Annotated in this window: 9 protein-coding genes and 2 tRNA genes; 2 read left to right on the forward strand and 9 right to left on the reverse strand. The window is 72.0% G+C overall.

Translation table 11 applies throughout. The features are described from left to right. Nucleotides 1-238: 238 nt before the first annotated feature. Entirely contained in the window at nucleotides 239-2,863 is a 2,625-nt protein-coding gene (locus tag AB0D49_RS22655; protein ID WP_362760127.1) for a valine--tRNA ligase, read from the reverse strand. 136 nt (nucleotides 2,864-2,999) lie between these two features. Here AB0D49_RS22655 and AB0D49_RS22660 point away from each other — a divergent pair, with 136 nt between their 5' ends. Then, nucleotides 3,000-3,977: a hypothetical protein gene (locus AB0D49_RS22660; protein ID WP_362760130.1), complete on the forward strand. Its 978-nt coding sequence runs from the start codon at nucleotides 3,000-3,002 to the stop codon at nucleotides 3,975-3,977. Nucleotides 3,978-4,091: 114 nt separating this feature from the next. On the opposite strand, the gene clpX is transcribed toward AB0D49_RS22660, so the two are convergent. The 5 genes from clpX to AB0D49_RS22685 all read right to left on the reverse strand — a co-directional run bounded on the left by clpX (nucleotide 4,092) and on the right by AB0D49_RS22685 (nucleotide 8,934). Further along, entirely contained in the window at nucleotides 4,092-5,378 is a 1,287-nt protein-coding gene (gene clpX / locus AB0D49_RS22665; RefSeq protein WP_355746007.1) for an ATP-dependent Clp protease ATP-binding subunit ClpX, read from the reverse strand. A 220-nt stretch (nucleotides 5,379-5,598) separates the two neighbouring features. Then, nucleotides 5,599-6,279, reverse strand: a complete 681-nt coding sequence (locus tag AB0D49_RS22670) for an ATP-dependent Clp protease proteolytic subunit (protein ID WP_362760134.1) — start codon at nucleotides 6,277-6,279, stop codon at nucleotides 5,599-5,601. Between the two features lie 52 nt (nucleotides 6,280-6,331). Next, nucleotides 6,332-6,937 carry an ATP-dependent Clp protease proteolytic subunit gene (locus AB0D49_RS22675; protein WP_030818448.1) on the reverse strand — a complete coding sequence of 202 codons (606 nt, stop codon included), beginning with the start codon at nucleotides 6,935-6,937 and terminating at the stop codon, nucleotides 6,332-6,334. 324 nt (nucleotides 6,938-7,261) lie between these two features. Beyond that, on the reverse strand, nucleotides 7,262-8,665 hold the full coding sequence (tig, locus tag AB0D49_RS22680; RefSeq protein ID WP_362760137.1) for a trigger factor: 1,404 nt from the start codon (nucleotides 8,663-8,665) through the stop codon (nucleotides 7,262-7,264). A 192-nt stretch (nucleotides 8,666-8,857) separates the two neighbouring features. Continuing rightward, nucleotides 8,858-8,934: transfer RNA gene (locus tag AB0D49_RS22685), tRNA-Pro, on the reverse strand. 162 nt (nucleotides 8,935-9,096) lie between these two features. Between AB0D49_RS22685 and AB0D49_RS22690 the strand changes: the two genes are divergently transcribed. After that, nucleotides 9,097-9,167, forward strand: a tRNA-Gly gene (locus tag AB0D49_RS22690). 104 nt (nucleotides 9,168-9,271) lie between these two features. On the opposite strand, the gene AB0D49_RS22695 is transcribed toward AB0D49_RS22690, so the two are convergent. The 3 genes from AB0D49_RS22695 to AB0D49_RS22705 form a co-directional block, all read right to left on the reverse strand. Beyond that, entirely contained in the window at nucleotides 9,272-11,485 is a 2,214-nt protein-coding gene (locus AB0D49_RS22695) for a serine/threonine-protein kinase (RefSeq protein ID WP_362760140.1), read from the reverse strand. A gap of 67 nt (nucleotides 11,486-11,552) precedes the next feature. After that, complete coding sequence (locus AB0D49_RS22700; protein WP_362760143.1) at nucleotides 11,553-11,747, reverse strand: hypothetical protein; 195 nt, start codon at nucleotides 11,745-11,747, stop codon at nucleotides 11,553-11,555. A 457-nt stretch (nucleotides 11,748-12,204) separates the two neighbouring features. Further along, nucleotides 12,205-22,248 (reverse strand): hypothetical protein, encoded by a 10,044-nt coding sequence (locus AB0D49_RS22705; RefSeq protein WP_362760146.1) that lies wholly within the window; start codon nucleotides 22,246-22,248, stop codon nucleotides 12,205-12,207. Nucleotides 22,249-22,275 lie beyond the last annotated feature (27 nt).

Consider the following 22,275-nt stretch of genomic DNA (forward strand, 5'->3'; position numbering starts at 1 on the left):
CGATCGCGCAGTTCCCCGCGCCCCTAAAAGCAGGGCGCCGCCGCGGGCCCGCACAATCGCGCAGCCCCCCGCGCCCCCAAAAGCAGGGCGCTGCCCCTGACTGCGGGCAGTCGTGCCGCTGGGGCGATGGGGGAGGGTGGGCGCGGCGGCACCCGTCAGCGCGGGGAGTGTCACCCCGGTGCGGCAGCGCGGACGCCCGGAGCCATGGCAGCTCCGGGCGTCCGTCACAGCAGCCGGGTCACACCTGTGGCAGGCGGTCCAGCTGGGCGCCGATGCGGGCGATGTCCGCTTCCGCCTTCGTGAGGCGGGCCCGGATCTTCTCCACCACCTGATCCGGCGCCTTCGCCAGAAACGCCTCGTTGCCCAGCTTCGCCTCCGCCTGCGCCTTCTCCTTCTCCGCGGCGGCGAGGTCCTTGGCCAGCCGCTTCCGCTCCGCCGCCACATCGATCGTGCCGGACAGATCGAGCGCCACCGACGCCCCCGCGACCGGCAGGGTCGCCGTCGCCGAGAACTCCGCCCCCTCCGGCTGGAGCCGCAGCAGCTGACGGATCGCGGCCTCGTGCGGCACCAGCGCCGTACCGTCCAGCGTCAGCCGGGCCGGCACCCGCTGCCCCGGCTGGAGGCCCTGGTCGGCCCGGAAGCGCCGCACCTCGGTGATGACGGACTGGAGCGACTCGATCTCCCGCTCGGCGCCCGCGTCGCGGAACCCGCTGTCCTTCGGCCAGTCCGCGATCACCACCGACTCACCGCCCGTGAGCGTCGTCCACAGCGTCTCGGTGACGAACGGGACGACCGGGTGCAGCAGCCGCAGCGTGACGTCGAGGACCTCGCCGAGGACCCGCTGGGAGACCTCGGCCGGCTCACCGCCCGCCTGGAACGTGGTCTTGGACAGCTCGACGTACCAGTCGAAGACCTCGTCCCACGCGAAGTGGAACAGCGTGTCCGCGAGCTTGGCGAACTGGTAGTCGTCGTAGAGCGCGTCGACCTCCGCGACGACCGAGTTCAGCCGGGACAGGATCCAGCGGTCGGTCGCGGACATGCGGGACGCCTCCGGCAGCGGCCCGTCCACCGTGGCGCCGTTCATCAGCGCGAAGCGGGTCGCGTTCCAGATCTTGTTGGCGAAGTTCCGGGACCCCTGGACCCAGTCCTCGCCGATCGGGACGTCGACGCCCGGGTTGGCGCCGCGCGCGAGGGTGAAGCGCAGGGCGTCGGAGCCGTACTTGTCCATCCAGTCCAGCGGGTTGACCGCGTTGCCGAAGGACTTCGACATCTTCTTGCCGAACTGGTCACGGACCATGCCGTGCAGCGCGATGGTGTGGAAGGGGGGCGTGCCGTCCATCGCATACAGGCCGAACATCATCATCCGGGCGACCCAGAAGAAGAGGATGTCGTAGCCGGTGACCAGGACGGAGTTCGGATAGAACGTCGCGAGCGACTCGGTCCGCTCGGGCCAGCCCAGCGTGGAGAACGGCCACAGGCCGGACGAGAACCAGGTGTCCAGGACGTCGGTGTCCTGGTGCCAGCCCTCGCCGGTGGGCGGCTCGTCGTCGGGGCCGACACAGACGACCTCGCCGTCCGGGCCGTACCAGACCGGGATGCGGTGGCCCCACCACAGCTGGCGGGAGATGCACCAGTCGTGGAGGTTGTCGACCCAGTCGAAGTAGCGCTTCTCCATCTCCTGCGGATGGATCGTGACCCGCCCGTCGCGGACCGCGTCACCGGCGGCCTTGGCGAGCGGGCCGACCTTGACCCACCACTGGAGGGACAGCCGGGGCTCGATGGTGGTCTTGCAGCGCGAGCAGTGGCCCACCGAGTGGACGTACGGGCGCTTCTCGGCGACGATCCGGCCCTCGGCGCGCAGCGCGGCGACGATCGCGGAGCGCGCCTCCAGCCGGTCCAGGCCCTGGAAGGGACCGGGGACGGTGATGACCGCGTGCTCGTCCATCACGGTGATGGCGGGCAGGTCGTGCCGCTGGCCGATCTCGAAGTCGTTGGGGTCGTGGGCCGGGGTCACCTTGACCGCGCCCGTGCCGAACTCGGGGTCGACATGCTCGTCGGCGACGACCGGGATCGAGCGGTTGGTGAGCGGCAGCCGGATCAGCGTGCCGATGAGGTGCCGGTAGCGCTCGTCGGAGGGGTGCACGGCGACGGCCGTGTCACCGAGCATCGTCTCGGCGCGGGTGGTGGCGACGACGATGGTGTCGTCCCCCTCGCCGTACTTCATGGAGACCAGTTCGCCGTCGTCGTCCTGGTACTCGACCTCGATGTCGGAGATCGCGGTGAGACAGCGCGGACACCAGTTGATGATGCGCTCGGCGCGGTAGATCAGCTCGTCGTCGTAGAGCCGCTTGAAGATGGTCTGGACGGCCTGGGAGAGGCCCTCGTCCATGGTGAACCGCTCGCGGTTCCAGGCGACGCCGTCGCCGAGGCGGCGCATCTGGCCGGAGATCTGCCCGCCGGACTCGCCCTTCCACTGCCAGACGCGCTCGACGAACGCCTCCCGGCCCAGGTCGTGCCGGGACTTGCCCTCCTTGCCCAGCTCACGCTCGACGACGTTCTGCGTGGCGATACCGGCGTGGTCCATGCCGGGCTGCCACAGCGTCTCGAAGCCCTGCATCCGCTTGCGGCGGGTGAGGGCGTCGATGAGCGTGTGCTCGAAGGCATGGCCCAGGTGCAGCGACCCGGTGACGTTCGGCGGCGGGATGACGACGGTGTACGGCGGCTTGTCGCTCTTCTCGTCGGCCTCGAAGTAACCGCGTTCTACCCAGCGCTCGTACAGCGGGCCCTCTACGTCGGCCGGCGCGTACTGGGTCGGCAGTTCGATGTGGGGCGCTGTGGGCTGCTGCTGAGAGTTCTCGGTCACGCGCCCAGTTTAGGGGTGTCACGGGCGGGTCCCGAAACACGATTCCTTTGTAACGGTGGGCACCCCGATGGTCTGCCGCTCCGGGCCCTGGTCCAGGATGTCAGGAACACATAAGCATCCACAGGGGGATCGCGTCATGAGCTACAACCAGCCGGGCCCGTACGGCGGACAGCCCCAGCAGCCGGGCCCCTACGGCGGCCAGCCGCAGCAGCCCGGCACACCGGGCCAGCCCGGTCCGTACGGCCAGCCGGGCCCCTACGGCCAGCAGCCGCAGGCACCCCAGCCCGGCTACGGCTACCCCCAGCAGCCCCAGGGCCAGCCGCCCCAGCCGCCCCAGCAGGGCTACGGCTACCCGCAGCAGCCCGGCGCTCCCCAGCAGCCGAACCCGTACGGCCAGCAGCCGCCCTACGGCCAGCCCCCGTACGGCGCTCCCCAGCCCCCGGCCGGGGGCGGCGGCAAGAAGAAGACGGGCCTGATCATCGGCGCGGTCGCGGTGGTCGCCGCGATCGGTGTCGGCGCGTACTTCCTGATCGGCGGCGGCTCGGGCGCGGGCGCCGTGGAGGACGACGGCCCGCACAAGCTGAGCGCCCCGGCGAAGGTGCTGTCGAAGTACGACCGCTTCGGCGAGTCCGCCGAGGAGGAGGCCAGCACCAGCGACGCCAAGGACCTGGCGAAGTCCGGCATCACCGACCCGACCTCGGTCAGCGCCGCCTACTCGACCGTGGACCTGACCACCATCGAGGACCCCAGCCAGATGGGCGACGCCGAGAACATCACGTTCTTCGGTGTGTACGGCAAGGTGAAGGACCCGCAGGCCGCGCTCGACTCCACCTTCGCGGAGATGAAGAAGGAGTCGGGCGGCGAGGACATCAAGTTCATCGGCGAGGCCAAGTCCGTGGAACCCGCGAGCCTCGACGGCGCGGTGATGAAGTGCCAGCAGGCGGAGTCGGCCAACGTGGTGACCGGCGACAAGCAGAACACCTATCTGTGCATCTGGGCCGACTACAGCACCATGGGCGTGGTCGAGCCGACCGCCGGTACCAAGACGTACACCCTGGACGAGGCCGCGAAGCTGGTGGCGGACTTCCGCGCGGAGATCCGCGTCAAGAAGTGACGGCCCCGTCGGGGAGATGAGGGAAGGGCCCCGGTCGCCTCGACCGGGGCCCTTCCCTTGTGTCTGTGTCGCCTTGTGTCCGTGTCGCCTTGTGTCCGTGTCCGTGTACGGCGCTCAGGCGGACTTCTGCTCCCCGGAGCCCCGGCCGCGCGAGTCGCGCGGGATCAGGGTCGGGTTGACATTGGAGAGGACCACGTCGGCGGTGATGACCACGCGGGCCACGTCCTTGCGGGACGGGACCTCGTACATGACCGCCTGGAGGACCTCCTCCATGATGGCGCGCAGGCCACGGGCGCCGGTCTGGCGCAGGATGGCCTGGTCGGCGATGGCTTCGAGGGCCTCGCGCTCGAAGTCCAGCTCCACACCGTCGAGTTCGAAGAGCCGCTGGTACTGCTTCACCAGCGCGTTGCGCGGCTCGACCAGGATCTGGAGGAGCGCCTCGCGGTCCAGGTTGTGCACCGAGGTGATGACCGGGAGCCGCCCGATGAACTCCGGGATCATGCCGAACTTGACCAGGTCCTCCGGCATGACGTTCTCGAACTGGTCCTTGGCCTCCAGCTCCCGCTTGGAGCGGATGGTGGCGCCGAAGCCGATGCCCTTGGCGCCCGCCCGGGACTCGATGATCTTCTCCAGGCCGGCGAAGGCACCGCCCACGATGAACAGCACATTCGTGGTGTCGATCTGGATGAACTCCTGGTGGGGATGTTTCCGGCCGCCCTGCGGCGGGACGGACGCCGTGGTCCCCTCCAGGATCTTCAGCAGGGCCTGCTGTACGCCCTCACCGCTGACGTCCCGGGTGATCGACGGGTTCTCACTCTTGCGCGCGACCTTGTCGATCTCGTCGATGTAGATGATCCCGGTCTCGGCCTTCTTGACGTCGTAGTCGGCCGCCTGGATCAGCTTGAGGAGGATGTTCTCCACGTCCTCGCCCACATAGCCCGCCTCGGTGAGCGCCGTGGCGTCGGCGATGGCGAACGGTACGTTCAGCATCCGGGCCAGGGTCTGGGCGAGGAGGGTCTTGCCGGAGCCCGTGGGACCCAGCAGGAGGATGTTGGACTTGGCCAACTCGATGGCGTCGTCACGCCCTTGGGCGCCGCCGTTCTCGCCGGCCTGGACGCGCTTGTAGTGGTTGTACACCGCGACCGAGAGCGCCTTCTTGGCCGGCTCCTGACCTACGACGTATCCCTCGAGGAACTCGTAGATCTCGCGCGGCTTGGGCAGCTCCTCCCAGCGCACCTCGCTGGTCTCCGCCAGCTCTTCCTCGATGATCTCGTTGCAGAGATCGATGCACTCGTCGCAGATGTACACACCGGGGCCTGCGATGAGCTTCTTGACCTGCTTCTGGCTCTTGCCGCAGAACGAGCACTTGAGCAGATCGCCGCCGTCACCGATGCGTGCCACGGTGTGCTTCCCCTTCGCCTGGGAGCTGCCTGGACGCTTTCGAGTCCAGCGGCTCCTGGTGCTGCCTTATGTCGACGGTACCTTGCCGGGCCCCCCGTTCGGGCCCCCCTTGGCGCGGTTCACTTCGACGTGCACCGTGTGGGGCACCGGGGCAAACCATGCCAAGGGGCGGCAGACGATACTCCCCCGGGCAGGGCTCGCGCACCGCCCGGGGTCCGTGCTAGCGCACGGAGGCGTTGTTCATCTTGCGGGTGGAGATGATCTGGTCGATCAGGCCGTAGGACAGGGCGTCCTCGGCGGTGAGGATCTTGTCGCGCTCGATGTCCTCACGGATCCGCTCGATCGGCGTGGTGGAGTGCTTGGCGAGCATGTCCTCCAGCTGGGCGCGCATCCGCAGGATCTCGTTCGCGGCGATCTCCAGGTCCGAGACCTGGCCGCGGCCCGTCTCGGAGTAGGGCTGGTGGATGAGGACCCGCGCGTTCGGCAGGGCCATCCGCTTGCCCTCGGTGCCGGCCGCGAGCAGGATCGCCGCGGCGGAGGCCGCCTGGCCCATGCACACGGTCTGGATGTCGGGCTTCACGAACTGCATGGTGTCGTAGATCGCGGTCAGCGCGGTGAAGGAGCCGCCGGGGCTGTTGATGTAGACCGAGATGTCACGGTCCGGGTCCATCGACTCCAGGCACAGCAACTGCGCCATGACGTCGTTGGCGGACGCGTCGTCGATCTGCACCCCGAGGAAGATCACCCGCTCCTCGAAGAGCTTCGCGTACGGGTCGTACTCGCGGATGCCCTGCGAGGTGCGCTCCACGAAGCGCGGGATGACATAGCGGGACTCGGCCACCGGGCCACTGTATTCGGCACGTGTGCGGTCGTAGAGGCCGCTGCCGGGGAAATCGTTCACTGTCTGTCTCCTAGGAGCTGTGGCGGTCGGCTGGGGCTGCGCTCGGGGCGCCTCAGGCGCCCGTGCCGCCGCCGCCCGGCATACCGGCGGCCGTGGGAATGACGTCGTCGATGAGGCCGTACTCCTTGGCCTCGAATGCGTCGAACCAGCGGTCGCGGTCGGAGTCGCGGGTGATCTGCTCGACGCTCTGGCCGGTGTGCTGCGAGGTCAGCTCGGCCATGCGCTTCTTGGTGTGCAGCAGCCGCTCGGCGTGGATCTTGATGTCCGAGGCGGAACCGGCGAGGCCGGCCGACGGCTGGTGGATCAGGATCTCGGCGTTCGGCAGCGCGAAGCGCTTGCCGGGCGTGCCCGCGCTGAGCAGGAACTGTCCCATCGAGGCCGCGAGACCCATGGCGATGGTCACCACGTCGTTCTTGATGAACTGCATGGTGTCGTAGATCGCCATACCGGCCGTGATCGAGCCGCCGGGGCTGTTGATGTAGAGGTAGATGTCCTTGTCGGGGTCGGCGGCAAGGAGCAGCAGCTGTGCGGTGATCTTGTTGGCGATGTCGTCGTCCACCGGCTGGCCGAGGAAGATGATCCGCTCGTTGAGCAGCCGGTTGTAGACCTGGTCGCCGAGGCCACCACCGATGGAAGGCTCGCCGGCGGCGGAGGGCATCAGATTCGTCACGTATCCACCTGCTCGTCTTGCGACGGCACCGGGCCGTCTTACGTTCGCCGTATTCATGGACCCTAACGCGGTGCCCCTCCGGGGGAATCCCGGAATTGAGGGTGTTCGCCGGGGGCGTAGCGCTCCGCTCAGGGGCCGGGCGCGCGAGGGGTGGGGTGTGCTGCGTGCGTGGGCGGGTGCGGGTGGGTGGGGGCTGGTCGCGCAGTTCCTCCCCCAGAGGGGGCACCCCCAGCGCCCCTAAGGGGCGTCCCCCGACCCGGAGACGAAGAAGGCCCCGGACGTTCTACTCGCCCAGGGCCCTCTTCGTATCGCTTACGCCTTGTCGTCGGCCTCGGTGTCGGTGTCACCGGTGTCACCGTCGGTGACCTCGGCGGCTGTTTCCGTGGCCGATTCCGTCTCGTCCTCGTCGTCGTCGAGGTCGATGATCTCGCCGTTGGTGTCCTTGACCGTAGCGGCCTCGACGACCACCGCGAGGGCCTTGCCGCGGGCGACCTCGCCGACCAGCAGCGGGACCTGGCCCTGCTCCACGACGGCCTGCGCGAACTGGTCCGGGGACATGCCCGAGGAGGCGGCGCGGCGCATCAGGTGCTCGGTCAGCTCGTCCTGGTTGACGTTGAGCTTCTCCGACTTGACCAGCTCGTCCAGGACGAACTGGGTCTTGATGCCCTTGACCGCGGCGTCGTGGGTCTCGGTCTCGAACTCCTCGGCGGTCTTGCCCTGGAGCTCCAGGTACTTGTCGAGGGTCAGGCCCATCTGGCCCAGCTGGTGGTGCTCCAGGTTGTGCTTGCGGGTGTTGACCTCGTCCTCGAGGAGCTTCTCGGGGACGGGGACCTCGACCAGCTCAAGGAGCTTCTCCAGCACGCGCTCCTGCGCCTGGGTGGCCTGGTCGAACTGCTTCATGTTCTCCAGCCGCTTGCGGCTGTCGGCCTTCAGCTCGTCCAGGGTGTCGAACTCGGAGGCGAGCTGTGCGAACTCGTCGTCCAGCTCGGGCAGTTCACGGGCGGCGACCTGGGTGACCTTGACGGTGACCTCGGCCTCCTTGCCCGCCGCCGAGCCGCCCTTCAGCTCGGAGGTGAAGGTGGCCTCGCCACCGGCCTCCAGGCCCTTCACGGCGTCGTCGATGCCTTCCAGCAGTTCGCCGGAGCCGATGGTGTAGGAGACACCGGAGGCGATGCCGTCCTCCAGGACCTCGCCGTCGACCTTGGCCTCCAGGTCGATGGTGACGACGTCGCCGTCCTCGGCGGCGCGCTCGACCGGGGAGGTGGAGGCGAAGCGCTCGCGCAGCTGCTGCACGGACGTGTCGATGTCCTCGTCGGTGACCTCGACCGCGTCGACCTCGACCTCGATGCCGGAGTAGTCCGGGATCTCGATGGCCGGGCGGATGTCGACCTCGGCGGTGAAGGACAGCAGCTCGTTGTCCTTCAGCTCCTTGATGTCGACCTCGGGCTGGCCCAGCACGTTCAGCTCGGCCTCGTTGACCGCCTCCGTGTAGAACTTCGGCAGCGCGTCGTTGACGGCCTCCTCCAGCACGGCGCCGCGGCCGAACCGCTGGTCGATGACCCGGGCCGGGATCTTGCCCTTGCGGAAGCCCTTCACCGTGACCTGCTGGTTGATCTTCTTGTACGCCGCGTCGAGGCTGTCCTTGAGCTCCTCGAAGGGCACCTCGACAGTGAGCCGAACCCGGGTCGGGTTCAGGTTCTCCACGGCGCTCTTCACGGTTCGGTCTCCTTGTGGCTGACTTCTTGGATGCGGCCGGAGCCAGACAGGTCCGACACATTCGCCGCCCGGGGGCTTCGGTGAGGAGAGACACGGGCGCGCAGCTTGCATAGTAACCGCAGGGGCCGAACGCCCCAAAAGGCGATCACGGGACGCGGCAGCACGGCGGGCACGGGATGTCCCGGATGTGTGTGGTCGGGGTGGCGGGATTTGAACCCACGGCCTTCCGCTCCCAAAGCGGACGCGCTACCAAGCTGCGCCACACCCCGTCAGGTGCGACACGTAGGGTACATGCCCACGAGGGGTACGACCGCCGTATATGCGGTGCGCCGCGGTCCTGGCCGTGGGGGGCGCACAAGTGGTGTGCGGCGAAGGTGTGTGACCCGCTACGATGCTCCCGGTGCCGCGATCTCCGGATCCGCGGTGGCTGTGCGGGCGTAGCTCAATGGTAGAGCCCTAGTCTTCCAAACTAGCTACGCGGGTTCGATTCCCGTCGCCCGCTCTGCTCGGCCCGGGGCCGGTCACGGAAGTGTTCGTGACCGGCCCCGACGCATGTCCGGCGCGTGGGGGGCCGCCCCGGCGCATCCGTGCCTGCGGTGTGCGCCGTCACATGCGCCCGATGTCCACCGTGTACAGGGAGCGGGCTCCGTAGGGGACGTACAGGGCGTCGCCGACGAGGAGGGGCCGGGCGCCGAGCCTGGGGGTCTTGGCGAGACCCGAGGTGTTCTCACGGCCGGGGGAGGTCGCGCCGACCGTGCCGGTGGCCAGGTCCAGGGCGGCGACCCGGCCGCTCGGGGAAGCGAGATAGAGGTGTGTGGTGGAGGCCACGGGCGGGCCCTGCCGTTCGACGGTGGAGTTGGTCTCCCAGCGGAACTCGCCGGTCCCGGCCGCGTAGGCGAGGACCTTCCCGCTGGTCAGGGTCAGATACAGGCCGTCCTGGACGAGGTGGACGGCGGCTCCGACGGGGACGGGGTCGGGCAGCGGGAGGGGCTCGACGGTGCCGGTCGCGGTGTCGATCCGGCTGATCACGCGGGAGGTGCCCACGCGCGCGGCGATCAGCAGCCAGCCGTCCAGGTCGCCGAGCACCGTGACATCGCCGTCGGTCTCGGTCGTCCAGAACGGTTCGCCGCCGCCCGGGTCGAGCAGGGAGACGGTGGTGCGCAGGTCGCCGTCGCCCTCCTGGCCGGTGCGGCACAGCAGATACGCCTGTTCCGCGGCGCCGCTCAGTGCGCAGCCGGTGCGGTCGCGGGGGCGGGTCCGCTGCCAGAGCGGGGTCCCGTCCTCGGCGTCGAGCAGGGCGTACGACTCGCTCTTGTCGCCGTAGAGGGCGATGACCCCCTCGGGGACGGCCACGGCGCCGCCGTGCTCCCCGTCGGGGGCGGTGGCGCGCTCGCCGCGGCCGGTGGGCGTGCGCCAGAGCACCTCGCCGGTGTCGGCGGACAGGGCCTGGACGGTGTAGGCGGCGACGGTGGCCGCCGGGGTGCCGCTCTCGTCGGCGCCGTAGACGAAGACCTGGTCGTCGCCGCGGGTGCCGATGACCGAGCCGCGGGTGCCGCTGCTGTCGGAGACCGGGGTCGGGTCGATGGGGCGCTGCCAGGCGCCGCCGCCGTCGGCGAGCCCGAATCCGGCGGCCATCAGATCGTCGCCCGCGCAGACCACGGAGGTGCCGGCGGCCACACAGCCGTGGAAGGCCGTTCCGGAGCCGCCGGTCGCGTCGACGGTCGCCTGCCAGGGCCGCCAGTCGGCGGGCAGGTCACTCGCCGTGGCCTGGTCGGTGGGTCGCGTACCGGACTGCTGGAGGACCAGGACGGTGGCCGCGGCGGCGATCAGGGCGAGGGAGGCGGCGACCACCGCGAGGAGGCGGCGCCGGGGTCTGCGGACGGTCGGGGCGGGGCGGGGCAGGGAGGTGTCGGAGCCGGACCAGTCGGTGCCGGTCCACTCGGTGTCCGAGGCGTGTGTGGCGGCGGGGTCGGGGCCGGGCGCCGGGTGGGGGGCCGGGGCGGCGGTGAGGAGGGCGGACTGGTGGAGGCGGGTGACCAGTTCGGGAGCGGTGGGGCGGGCCTCGGGGGACTTCTCCAGACAGGCGCGGACGAACGGGCGCAACTCTTCGGGTACGGCGTCCAGTTCGGGGCGTCCCTCGACCACCTGGACGACCGTCTCGTACGGGTTGGCGCTGTCGAAGGGGCTCTTGCCGGTGGCGGCGAAGGTGAGGACCGCGCCGAGGGAGAAGACGTCGGTGGCGGCGCCGACCTGCTGTGGCGCGGCGAACTGCTCGGGGGACATGAAGGGCGGGGTGCCCAGGACCCGGCCGGTCTGGGTGAGGGCCTCGGCGGTGGACTCGGCGGCGCGGGAGATGCCGAAGTCGATGACGCGGGGGCCGTCCTCGGCGAGCATCACATTGGCGGGCTTGAGGTCGCGGTGGACGACGCCGACGCGGTGGATGTCGCGCAGGGCCTCGGCGAGTCCGGCGGCGAGATCGCGCAGCGCGGGCAGGGGCAGCGGGCCGTGGGCGCGGACATGGGCGGCGAGGGTGGCGCCGGGGATGTAGAGGGTGGCCATCCAGGGGCGGTCCGCGTCGGCGTCGGCGTCCACGACGGGGGCGGTGAAGGCGCCGCTGACCCGGCGGGCGGCGGCCACCTCGCGGCGGAAGCGGAGACGGAACTCGTCGTCGCCCGCGTACTGGTCGTGCACGACCTTCACGGCGAGTCTGCGGCCGGAGGCGGAGCGGGCGAGATAGACCACGCCCATGCCGCCGGAACCGAGCCGGTCCTCGATCCGGTACCCGCCGACCTCGACCGGATCGGAGTCGCGCAGCGCCATCCCCGTGCCGTCCCCCGTCTCGCGTCGTCGGCTCCCGGACGAGCGTAACCCGCGGTGACGGGCGGCGTCAGAAGCTGATCGAGTTGATGGTCTCCGCTATCGAGTTCATAAACCTGTTGATCGAGGGGGCCATGCCCGTCGAGGCCAGGAAGAAGCCGAAGAGGATCGCGACGATGGCTGGTCCGGCCTTGATCGAGCCGCCGCGGATCAACACCACCAGGATGATCGCCAACAGCACCACAACGGACAGTGAAATGGCCACAACTGATCACACCCTCGGTCGGTCCGCTCTCCCGGCCGGGACCGCGACCACGCGTCCCCGCCAGAACCATCGTGCCACCAACCCGGCTCCGGTATGCGGGGCGTGACGCAACGTCGGTCACACCAGCGTGGCCGTGTCCCGTGGTCCGACCCGCTGCGAACTGGGAATTCAACAGAATGTCGCCGGACATCGGGGACGACCTCGATCTCCAGCGGGTGTTGCGGTTCCTGCCGTTCTTCGTCCTGGGGCTGCGTATGACGCCCGAACATTTCCGGTGGGTGCGGCGGGCTTCCTGGCCTGGGTGCCGGGCCGCCGGACGTGGTTCACCGCGCTGGCCGTCTGCCGCGTGGTTTCGTGGTCAAGGCCGCTGATCGCCGAGTGATCGGCGGGAGAGGGTCGGCGCCCAGCGGACGCGGTGGGCTCCCGGGCCCGGTGCGGTGGGTGGCGTACACGGGCGTCAGCGCCTGGCGGGTGCGGTGGGCTCGGTGGGGCGGGTCGGCCGGGGGGCGTCGTCGCCCATGAGGACGGCGGTGATGTGGTCGGAGACCGACGCGGCGGGGCTGCCGGGGGCGGGGTCGGGGGTGGGGTCGGGGTCGGGGTCGGGGTCGGGGTCGGGGGTGGTGCCGGTGCCGAGGGCCAGGTCCAGGAAGGTCTCCAGGGGTGCGCCGTCGGCCAGGACCGGGATGGACCAGGGGCCCGCGCCGAGCGTCCGGAGCATCCAGGGCGGGGCGAGGAGGGTGCCCGTCCGGTCGACCTCCAGGGAGCGGTAGCGGCCCAGGGTGCCCGGGGAGGGGGCGGTGGGGAGGTCCCCGTCGCCGTCGCTCCAGTGGAGCTGCCCGTCGGTGTTGTGTACGTACCAGGGGCCGGTGCGGGAGGTACCGGGGCGCGTGGAGTCGGTGACCAGCAGCGCGCGGGCGCCGTCGCCGGCGGCGCGGAGACGGGCGGTCAGGGCGTCCCGGCCGGCCGGTTCCGGGCCGTGCGTGGAGAGCAGTGCGGCGCGGGCCGTGAGCCGTCCGGCGGCCGAGGTGTCGAGCAGGCCGGTGACGCGGTCGGCGACCACGGGGGGCGTGTCCGGGCTCATGCCCCGGGCGAGTCGGGTCATGGCGTCCAGGGCGCTGCGGGCGCCGTCCGCCGCCCCGCGCGGGAGGCCGTTCCGCAGGGCGTCGGGTTCGCCCGGGGCCGGGGCGGAGAGCAGCAGGGCCTGGCGGTGCAGGGCCGGGAGCCGGGGGTCGAGGATGGCGAGGCGACGGGAGAGGTCGGGCACGGGGGCGTACGGGTGGGGCGGGGTCGCGGTCGGGGTGGTGGTGAAACCGTGGTCGGGTGGGCTCGCGGTCGGGGTGTACTCGGCCGGGGTCGTGGTGAAACCGTGGTCGGGCGGGCTCACCGTCGGGTCGTGGTCGACGAGGGGGTCCGACGAGTCGGAGGGGGCCGAGGTGACCGGGTTCCCGCCCGTGCCGCCCGTGCCGTCCGTGCGTCCCGTGCCGCCTATGCGTCCCGTGCCGTTCGTGGGGAGCGGTGGTGGGGTTTCCGTCGTGCGCAGGAGGAGGTCGCCGACCACCCAGCGGGTGCCCGCGGGGCCCCGTACCTCCACCACCGCGACCGCGCGGACCCGGTGGCCGGTCAGGCCCGAGCCGTCGGCTTCGGGCTGGGTGGTGCCGGTGCGCAGCACGTCACGCCGCTGGCCGGTGGAGGAGGAGCCCTGGCCGACGGTGCTGGTGCCGCCCAGCAGGGGGATGGACGGGCCGCCGCGCTGGATGCCGTCCGTGTCGAGCGGGGAGCCGCCGAAGACCGCGCCGAAGGTGCTGGTCTTGCTGGTCTGGCCGCCGAAGCCGTCCGTCATCATCACCATCCGGTCGAGGGCCACGTCCTTGCTGGTGGTCTCCGGGCGGGCCGCGTACACGCCGATCCGCAGGGTGATGCCGGGGCTGCCCTCGCGGCCGAGGAAGGTGGCGACCCGGGCCGGTTCGAGGGCCGTCGGCCGATACGAGCGGACCAGGTCGGTCAGGCGCAGCAACATGCCCGCCGGTGAGCGGCTGGTCTGCGGGTCGGTGGCGTCGCGCAGCGCCGGGTCGACCTCCCGCAGGGCCTGGGCCAGTTGGGGCAGGCCGTCGAAGCCGTAGAGCTGGATGGGGCGGGTGGGCTGCCAGGGGGCGCCGGTGAGCAGGGCGCGCACCTCGGTGGGGACCTCGTGCGGCTGGATCTGGAGGACGACCGCGCCGGGGGCGGGCGGGGGGACGGGTGCCGTGGGGTCCAGGGCGAGGACGGCGGGGGCGACGAGCGCGCCGGGCAGGGGGGCCGCGGCGGCGGGCGGTGCCTCGTCGGCGGGGAAGCGCAGGTTGAGCCGGCCCCGCAGGGTGCCGTGGGACTCGCCGGCCGGGTCGGGGAGGTGGCGCAGGGCGGGCGGGAGGAGGTCGAGGACCCGGCTGGCCCGCCCCGCCCACAGCAGACCGCCGGTCAGCCCGCCGAGTCCGGCGGAGACGATCCGGACGAGGAGCGCCTCGGTCAGCGGGCGGGAGGTGACCCGCCAGCCGTACTCGTAGGGCACCGCGTGGAAGTCGACGGTGTTCAGGGTGCGGGCCCAGTCGCGGGTGTGGCGGCTGGAGGACTGGTTCTCGGTGGTGGCGCGGGTGGCGGACAGACCGAGGCGGGGCCGTCCCTGGTTGCCGCGGACCTGGCCCACGGGGGCGAAGTCCAGTCCGTGGCCGACCGTGCGGGTGGTGGCGAGCTGGGTGGCGCCCGGCACCCGCAGGGAGGTGCCCTCGCCGCTGGAGCGGTCGTAGAGGGAGTCGAAGCCGGAGAAGGGGTCGGTGACCCCGCCGCGTATCCCGTCCAGTGCGTGGACCGGGTCCGGGACCGGGCGGGCGCTGAAGGAGACCTCGACCAGGCGGGGGCCGAGCCATGAGGTGTGGACGAAGTGGAAGGCGGTGTGTCCGGCCGGTCCGGCCTCGGGCAGGCTGCGCACGCCGAGGGCGGAGGTGTGTTCGTTGATCCGGGTCAGCACATTGCGCCGGTAGGTGGCGCTGCCGGGGACGGTGGAGCCGGGGGCCTGTTCCTCGACGCTCGCGAGGACGGCGTCGTTCAGGGCCCCGCGTCCGCCGTCGAGATGCGCCTCGGTGACGGTGCCGGTGGCCATCACACCGCCGGTGTCGCGGTACCAGGGGGGCAGCATCCGGTCGCGGGGGGTGGCCGGGGCGGGGGTGGGGCCGCCGAGCGAGGTGAACTCGCCGTGGTTGCGCAGATCGTCGTCCACGAGGCCGAACTCGATACCGGCGGGCACCTCGACCACCCGGCTGCGCTCCAGGTACGAGCCGGGGTGCACGGTGCCGGTGACCAGGTTGTTCAGGGACTGGCGGACGGTGACGACATAGACCGGGGTCGCGGTGAACAGGTGGGCCGTCATCCCCTCGTCCACCATGCCCCGGGCCGACCCGGTGCGGTCGGCGACCGTCGTGGAGCGGGTCGTGGCGGTGGTGAAGCTGTAGGTGCCGGCGGGGTCGAAGGAGCGGGTGCCGGTGCCGTAGCGGGCGGTCAGCGTGCCCGCGAGCCGGTGGCCCGAGGTGTGCGCCTCGGTGGTCGAGGAGGCGTCGTTGGTCTGGTTGTAGCGCTCGATGGTGAGCTTCGGCGCCTGCGGCAGCCGGTGGACGTCCTTCAGATAGCCGCGGACCTCCACGGTCACGTCCGTGCCCGCCAGCGCGCCGGGGGTGCTGCCGGCCTCGATGACATAGGAGTCCCGGAAGACCCGGATCGCGTGGCCCTGGAGGTGCTGCGGGGACAGTGCCGAGCCGACCGCCTGCTCGATACCGGACTCCGGTGCGGTGACGGGGTCGCCGACCGCCATGTGCCGTACGAACTTCCAGGCGCCGTCGACCGCGGCCGGTACGGCGACCCAGCGGGCGGCGGTCAGCGCGGCGCGTCCGACGACCCCGGCGGCGGTCGAGGCGGCGGTACCGGCGAGGGCGGTGGCCCGGGAGAGACCGGGGAGGCCGGGGAGACCGGAGAGACCGGAGAGGCCGGAGAGGCGGCTGGGGGCGGGGGGTTGAGGAGCGGGAACGGGGTCAGTGGGGTCAGCCGGGTTGGTGGCGAGGGTGTTGAGGGGGATGCCTCCGGGGTTGTCGAGGGCCGCGAGGCGCTGGTCGTCAGCGGCGCCGGAGTCAGGGGCGGGTACCGAGGCGGGCTCGGCGTGCCGCGGGGCCGGCCCCGGGTCTTCGAGGGAGCGCTCCCGCCCCGCCCCCGGGTCTTCGAGGGAGCGCTCCCGCCTCGCCCCCGGGTCCTCCGGCCACGCCCCCGGTATCGTCGCGGCGCGCTCGGCGGTCTCCGCGAGGACGGCCGCCTCCCGGTCCAGGCCCGCGAGGAGGTCGTGGACGGCACCGCGCAGGGTGCCGCTGCCCTCCACCCGGGTCAGGAACGCCGTCTCGGGCAGCCGCAGCACACCGTTCTGGAGCGTGCGGTCGCCGTTCTCCGGCTGCCGCAGCAGGGGCTCGTCCGCCTGGTCCTTGTCGCGGACCAGCGGGAGCGTCCGGCCGGGGGTGTCGAGGGGATCGGTGAGGGTGCGGAACGTCGGCACGGCCAGCCGTACCCAGCCGTCGCCCTGCCAGGGGCTCGGGGACGGGCCCTCGCTGAAGGACAGCTCCATGCGGTAGGTGACCGGGACGCGGAAGACCTGGATGCCCTCGGCGGAGGGGTTCACGACGTAGTAGTCGTGGTCGGCCCCGGTCGCGGAGCCCCGGGTGTGCGCGTTCTGGGCGCTGTACACGTACTCGGCGCCGGCCTGGGTGAGGGGTCGGGTGCCGCCCAGGAAGCCGACCGGGTTGGTGACCGTGCCGCTCACCCCGGCGCTCCAGGCGAGCGGGACCGTCGTGAAGGACTCCTCGCCGCTGAGGCCGGCGCCGAAGAAGTTCGCGGTGTACACGGCGGGCACCGACGACTCGTGGACCACCCCGGCGTGCGGGCCCGCGTCCTGGTAGGCGCGTTCGGCGACGAGGGTGAGCGTGGCGCGGCGCACCCCGGCGGTGGTGGGCAGGGTGAACGTCGTGGTCAGGCCGCCGTCGATCATCTCGTCCAGTGCGGAGCGCAGGCCGAGCCGCTCGCGGGCCTGGTCGAAGCGGCGCAGATTGTCCAGCCGCCCGGCCCGTACGGACTTCTGGGTGGCCGCGTCCGGGATGCCGAGGGCGTCGGACCAGGACGGGGGCGGCAGGAAGCCGCGGTCGCCGAGCACCGCGCGGGCCTGGTCGAACAGCGCGGCGGTGCCCTCGACCTGGAGGGTGGTCGTGGCGGTGCCGAGGGAGGTGAGGTGCAGCAGATGCCCGGGGAGGTGCCGGGGCACGGCGGGCGCCGCGCCCAGGGAGTCGGCGGAGGGGACCCGCAGGTTCACCGGGTAGCGGCGGGCCGGGTCGGCCAGCGGGGTGCCCTCGGCGGGCCGCACCTCGGGACCGGCGGGGCGGACCAGGACGGCCCGCACGGTCACGTCGGGGGTGATGTGGAACAGGGGGCGGGTGATGCTCAGGGTGCGCATCACGCGGGTGGAGCCGCCGGAGCCCAGGGTGTGGGTGAAGGTGTGCCGTACGCCGACCTGGACGCTCAGCGAGCCGCCGACACGGGGGGCGCCGGTGTCCGGGTCGGTGCCGCCGCCGAGGGTCAGCGACACGCCCGGCACGGGGAGGTTGACGCCGAGGGAGTTCGTCACGGAGGAGCCGCCGGTCATCCGTACCGTGCGGTTCAAGATGCTCTGGATCTGGGCGCTGCCGAACATGGGCCCGGTCACCTTGTCGCCGCCGGTCAGGTCCACGTCGAGGCGCAGATACCCGAGGACCGTGCCGCGCGTGTCGTACAGGGTGGGCGACGGCAGGGAACCGCCCCACAGGAACGGCATGTTGACCCGCAGACTGCCCTCGGAGAGGAACTCGCGCAGCGCCTCGCGCGAGCTGTCGGACAGCTGGTCGAGGTGGCCCGGGAAGGACTCCACGATGTGCGCGGCCAGCCGGTCGTGGCCGGGGATGCTGACCAGGCTGTAGAGGGGCACCTCGTCCAGCAGCCGGGACAGCGGGGCGGGCCGGGTCGCGGGGTCGGCGGGGTCGGGGGCGGGGGCGGCCACCGGTTCCACCAGGTGGCGCGGGAACCACACCGTCAGCCGGTCCGGGGCGGGGCCCTCGGTGGCCTCCCAGCGGTCGTCCGGGAGCCGTCCGGCGAGCAGTTCCCCGGCGGCGTCGCCGGTCCGCAGCTCCCACTCCATGGCGAACGTGAAGGGGAACGTCCGCTCGGAGCTGCGCAGCCGCACCATCGGGAAGACGGTCCGGCCGGTCGTCACCCAGCTGCCGGCCTGGTTGTGCGCGACGGCCGCCTGGGGGCTGATCGCGGCCTCCGCCAGCGGTCGCCGCCCGATCGGGAACGACCGTGTGTACGCCGCCGTCCCCGGGCGCAGTCCGCCCTCACCGACGGTCTCGGTGATCTCGCCGTTCGCGTACGCCCATCGGTGCACGGCCGCGGGCGGGCCGTCGGCGAGCTGCTCCATCCCCGGGTCGGCGCGCTCCGGGTCGGCGGTGGCCAGCCGGAGGGACACCGGGTACCAGGTGCCCCGGTACGGCACCCGCAGCGGGAGTCCCGACGCACTGAACAGCCGGGGCCAGTCGGCGCTGAGGAATCGGGTGGTGAGGGTGGAGCGAACGGCGGAGCGAAACGTTTCGTCCGGGCGGGTGAGGGCTTGTGCGGTCGCTGTGTTGGGCCTGTTGGTCCTGTTGGTCCTGTTGGGCGTGTTGACTGCGTTCGCCGCGTTCGCCGTGCTTTCTACGGCTCGGATGACCTGGTCCTGGAGCCAGTCGACGGTCGTCTGCGGCACGGGGAGGATGTGGACGAGGTCCAGGGCGCCGGTGTGGCCGGTGCCGAACGCCGTCACCTGGTCGCTGAACGGCACGGGCGGCGCGACCCGGGCCGACGGCCGTTCCGGTGCCGCCAGGTCCAGGACGCGCGTCCACTCCGCGTCCCCGAGGAGCAGGTCGCGCAGGGGCCAGACATGGCCGCCCAGCGGGAGCAGATCGGGCTGCGGGGCGAGCGGGTGGCCGTCCGGGTCGAACTCCAGCGCACGGAACGCGCTGCCCGGGACCCGGGGGTCGGGCAGCGGGCCGCTGTCGGCGTCGACCCAGCGGATGACACCGTCGACGTTCACCAGGTGGAGGGGGGAGGCCGGGGGGCCGTCCGGCGCGGGGAGCAGCATGGCGGAGGCCCCGTCACCGGCGGCGACCAGCCGTCCGGTCAGCGCGCCGACCTGGGCGGCCCGGGAGCCGGTCGGCTGCCGCCCGGCCAGCTCCGTGGTCAGCGAGGTGATCGCCGTCGGGTCGAGCAGAGCGTCGATCCGGTCGACGGCCGTGCGCACATGCTGGCGGAGGGTGCCGCGCGTCAGGCCGTCGATCAACTCCAGGGCCGTGTGCGCGTCGTTCACCACCTGCGGCGGCAGCGCGGCCTGTGTCTCGGCCGCGCGGGGCAGCCGGGGCGCGGTGAGCAGCCGCGCGTACCGGTGCAGGTCCGGGAGGCGGGTGTGGACGTCGCTCAGGGTGCGGTCCAGCACGGTCCAGCCCCACACACCGTGGACCTCGACGGGCAGGACGCCGCCCGGCGTCGGGTCCTGGGCGTAGACGAGCCCGCTGGACTCCGCCCAGCGCCGGTACGTCGACCCGTCCGGGTTCCTGACGTCCAGCCGGACGGGGACGCCGAGTTCCTCGGTGAGGGCGACCAGCAGATTCTGCGGGCGGATGCCCAAGACCCGGAGCGGCTCGGGCGGAGGCGGCACGGGCAGGGGGTCGGCGCCACGCGCGAACGCGGCGCGGACGGCCCGCACCTGATGGTCCACCGCCGCGAGGGAGTCGTACAGCGTGCCGGGGCGGTCGAGCAGCAGACGCGGGTTCAGGTAGGAGGTGTGGTGTACCCGCACGAACCGCCGCGCCCGTGCCTCGGCCTGCGGGTCGGACCCCGCTTCCTGCCGCAGATCCTCCCGTACGACCCCCAGGGCCCAGGCGAGATGACCGCGCACCCGGTCCGGGGTCTCGGTGGCGGCGATGTCGAAGGTGAGGACGGCGGCGTCGAGCGGACCGCCGGTCTGCCGGACGATCGCGTCGGCCAGCCCCCGGACGGTCGTGTCGACGGTCGCCCCCGGGGTGGCGGCGAACTCGGCCAGCAGCCGGGGCACATCGAAGACCGGGGCGTGGGCGAGGGCGTGCCAGTCGGGGGCGGGGAGCGGAGGGGCGGGCGGCAGGGGGGCAGGCACGCGGACGGTGTCGTCCTGGAACAGGTTGCCCATGAGGTCCGGGTAGCCGGTGGGGCGGCGGACGGTGGCGCGCTGCTCCTCGGCGAGACCGGCGTAGTCGAGGGAGGCGGGGGGGTCGGTGAGGGCGTCGAGGGTGGCGGTGGAGGGCTGTTCGGGGAGTGCGTCGGGGCGGACGGTGCCGTCGGGGCCGACGATCACGGCCCGGGTGTTCAGGGGGAGGTTCCGGGGCTGGTCGGGGCCGGTGAAGGGGCCCGTATCGGCCTGCATCTCGACCCAGTTGACCTCGGTCGTCGTCCGGAACGCGGCGAAGGCGTGTCCGTCGCCGGTGGCGCTTCCGCTGAGGATCAGCGCGCTGGAACCGGGCTCCGCCCCGTCCAGGGCCTGCTGGACGGTGTCCCAGGAGGTGACCGTCCGCCAGCCGGGTCCGTCCGCCAGCCGCCGGTCGGTGCGGGAGGTGCCGGCATTGATGTCATCGACGGTCACGGCGGCCCGGACGCCTGTGCCGCCGGGGGCGGTGGGGGTGTTCGGGGAGGCGAGGAGGTGGAGGTTGTTGGCCGGGTAGAGGTGGCGGGTCAGGTGCTCCAGGAGGATCACGCAGTTGATGCGGGTGAGGGGGTTGGGGTCCTGCCGCGCCGGATCGGGCTCGCCCGTCCGCGTCGCCCCGTCCTCGCGCAGGGCGGCCACGGCGGCACGGGTGACCGCGTCCCGCAGGCCCCGGCTGTCCGGCACGACGATGTGCGGGGCCGAACGGGACACCGGGGGCGGAAGGGTCGCGGCGTCTCGGTCCTGGGGGGACGACGTGTCGGAGGGGGTGGAACTGGTGGGGGTGGGAGGGATCGCGGTCGGTGGGGTGTCGGTGGTGGAGGTCGTGGTCGGAGGGACCACGGTCGAAGGAACGTCGATGCCAGAGATCGCGGTCGTAGGGATCGTCGTCGTAGGGATGTCGATGCCGGGGAGCGTCGTCGCAGGGATGTCCATGCCGGTCACGGCGGGAAGGGGCGTGGGCGCGGTGACCGTGATCGGGTCCACGTCCACGGACAGCGTCTGGAAGAGGGCGTCGCTCGTGGTCGTCCGCACGCTGACCGGGTCCGTGGACGCAGGCTCGCCCGCCACGGAGACATCGTTGCCCGACCGAACGATCGGCCCATTCGTGGTAGCCGAAAACGACCCGTTCGGCGAATTCGTGCCTGAGGCGACAGGGGTTGGAGCCATTGCCGACGGGACGTCGGACCCGTTGAGCAACCCGTTCCTGAATCCCGAGAAATCCGTGAACGCCGAGATCTTCGACGTCAGATCGTCAAAACGCGCACGCAGCCCCGCGCCCATCGAACCGGCGTTGATCTCCAGGACCGCGTTCAGCCGCTCGCTCGCGAATCCCGAGTAGAACCCGGCGGCCCCCACGCTGAACGTCCTGAACGCCATCGCGTTGTAGGCCATCTCCGCACCCACACCCGTCGCGCCCTCACCCACCCCCTGCACCAGGAACGCACCGAACTTCCCCGCCCAGGAATCCGGCCCCACATGCCGCGCCACCCCATACGACATCGCCCGCCGCACGTCGTCCCCGACCCCCACCGGCAGTCCCCGCGCCAGCACATCGTCCAGCGCGCCCCCAAGACCCTCCCGGCCCGCGCCCCTCACCAAGGTGTCAGCCCACTCCCGCCCCAGCCCCCGCGCCGCCCCCACACCCATGTCCTCACCGAACCGGCGCGCGAACAGATTCCCCATGCTGGTCACGAAGGTGTCCTCGCCCGCCCCGTCCAGACCACCAGGACGCGAGAGACCCTTCAGCACCTGATCCACCCGGTCCGAGAACCCCCGCGCGAACACCTGGTCGGCCGGGGGGCGCGCGCCGGGCTTCCCGCCCCCGGACGGCGGCACATCAGGACCCGACCCCGGACGCCCCCGGAAAGCATTCACCAGGTCGTCGAACAACGACCCCCGCACACCCTTGTTGATCCACTTCGACACATGCCCGGCCAGCCATCCCGCAGCGAACTGCATCGGCACCGCCACCAGACCCTGCACCGCACCGAACCCAGCCGCCTGCGAGGTGTACATCGAGCCCTGCGTCGTGAACTTCCCCTCCTGCGCCAGCCTCCACTGCACCAACTGGTCCAGAATCACGCCCATCGGGACATTGATCACCTGCTGCACCACGATCGCGAACAGCACCCGGTACTTCAGACTCGACAGAATCGCCTGGTACAACGCCTTCAGAAACGTCTGACGGACCAGCGCGGCCAACGGGTTGAAGAACGCCAGCACCAGCGT

The sequence above is a fragment of the Streptomyces sp. NPDC048290 genome (assembly GCF_040652095.1).
Classification (GTDB): Bacteria; Actinomycetota; Actinomycetes; order Streptomycetales; family Streptomycetaceae; genus Streptomyces.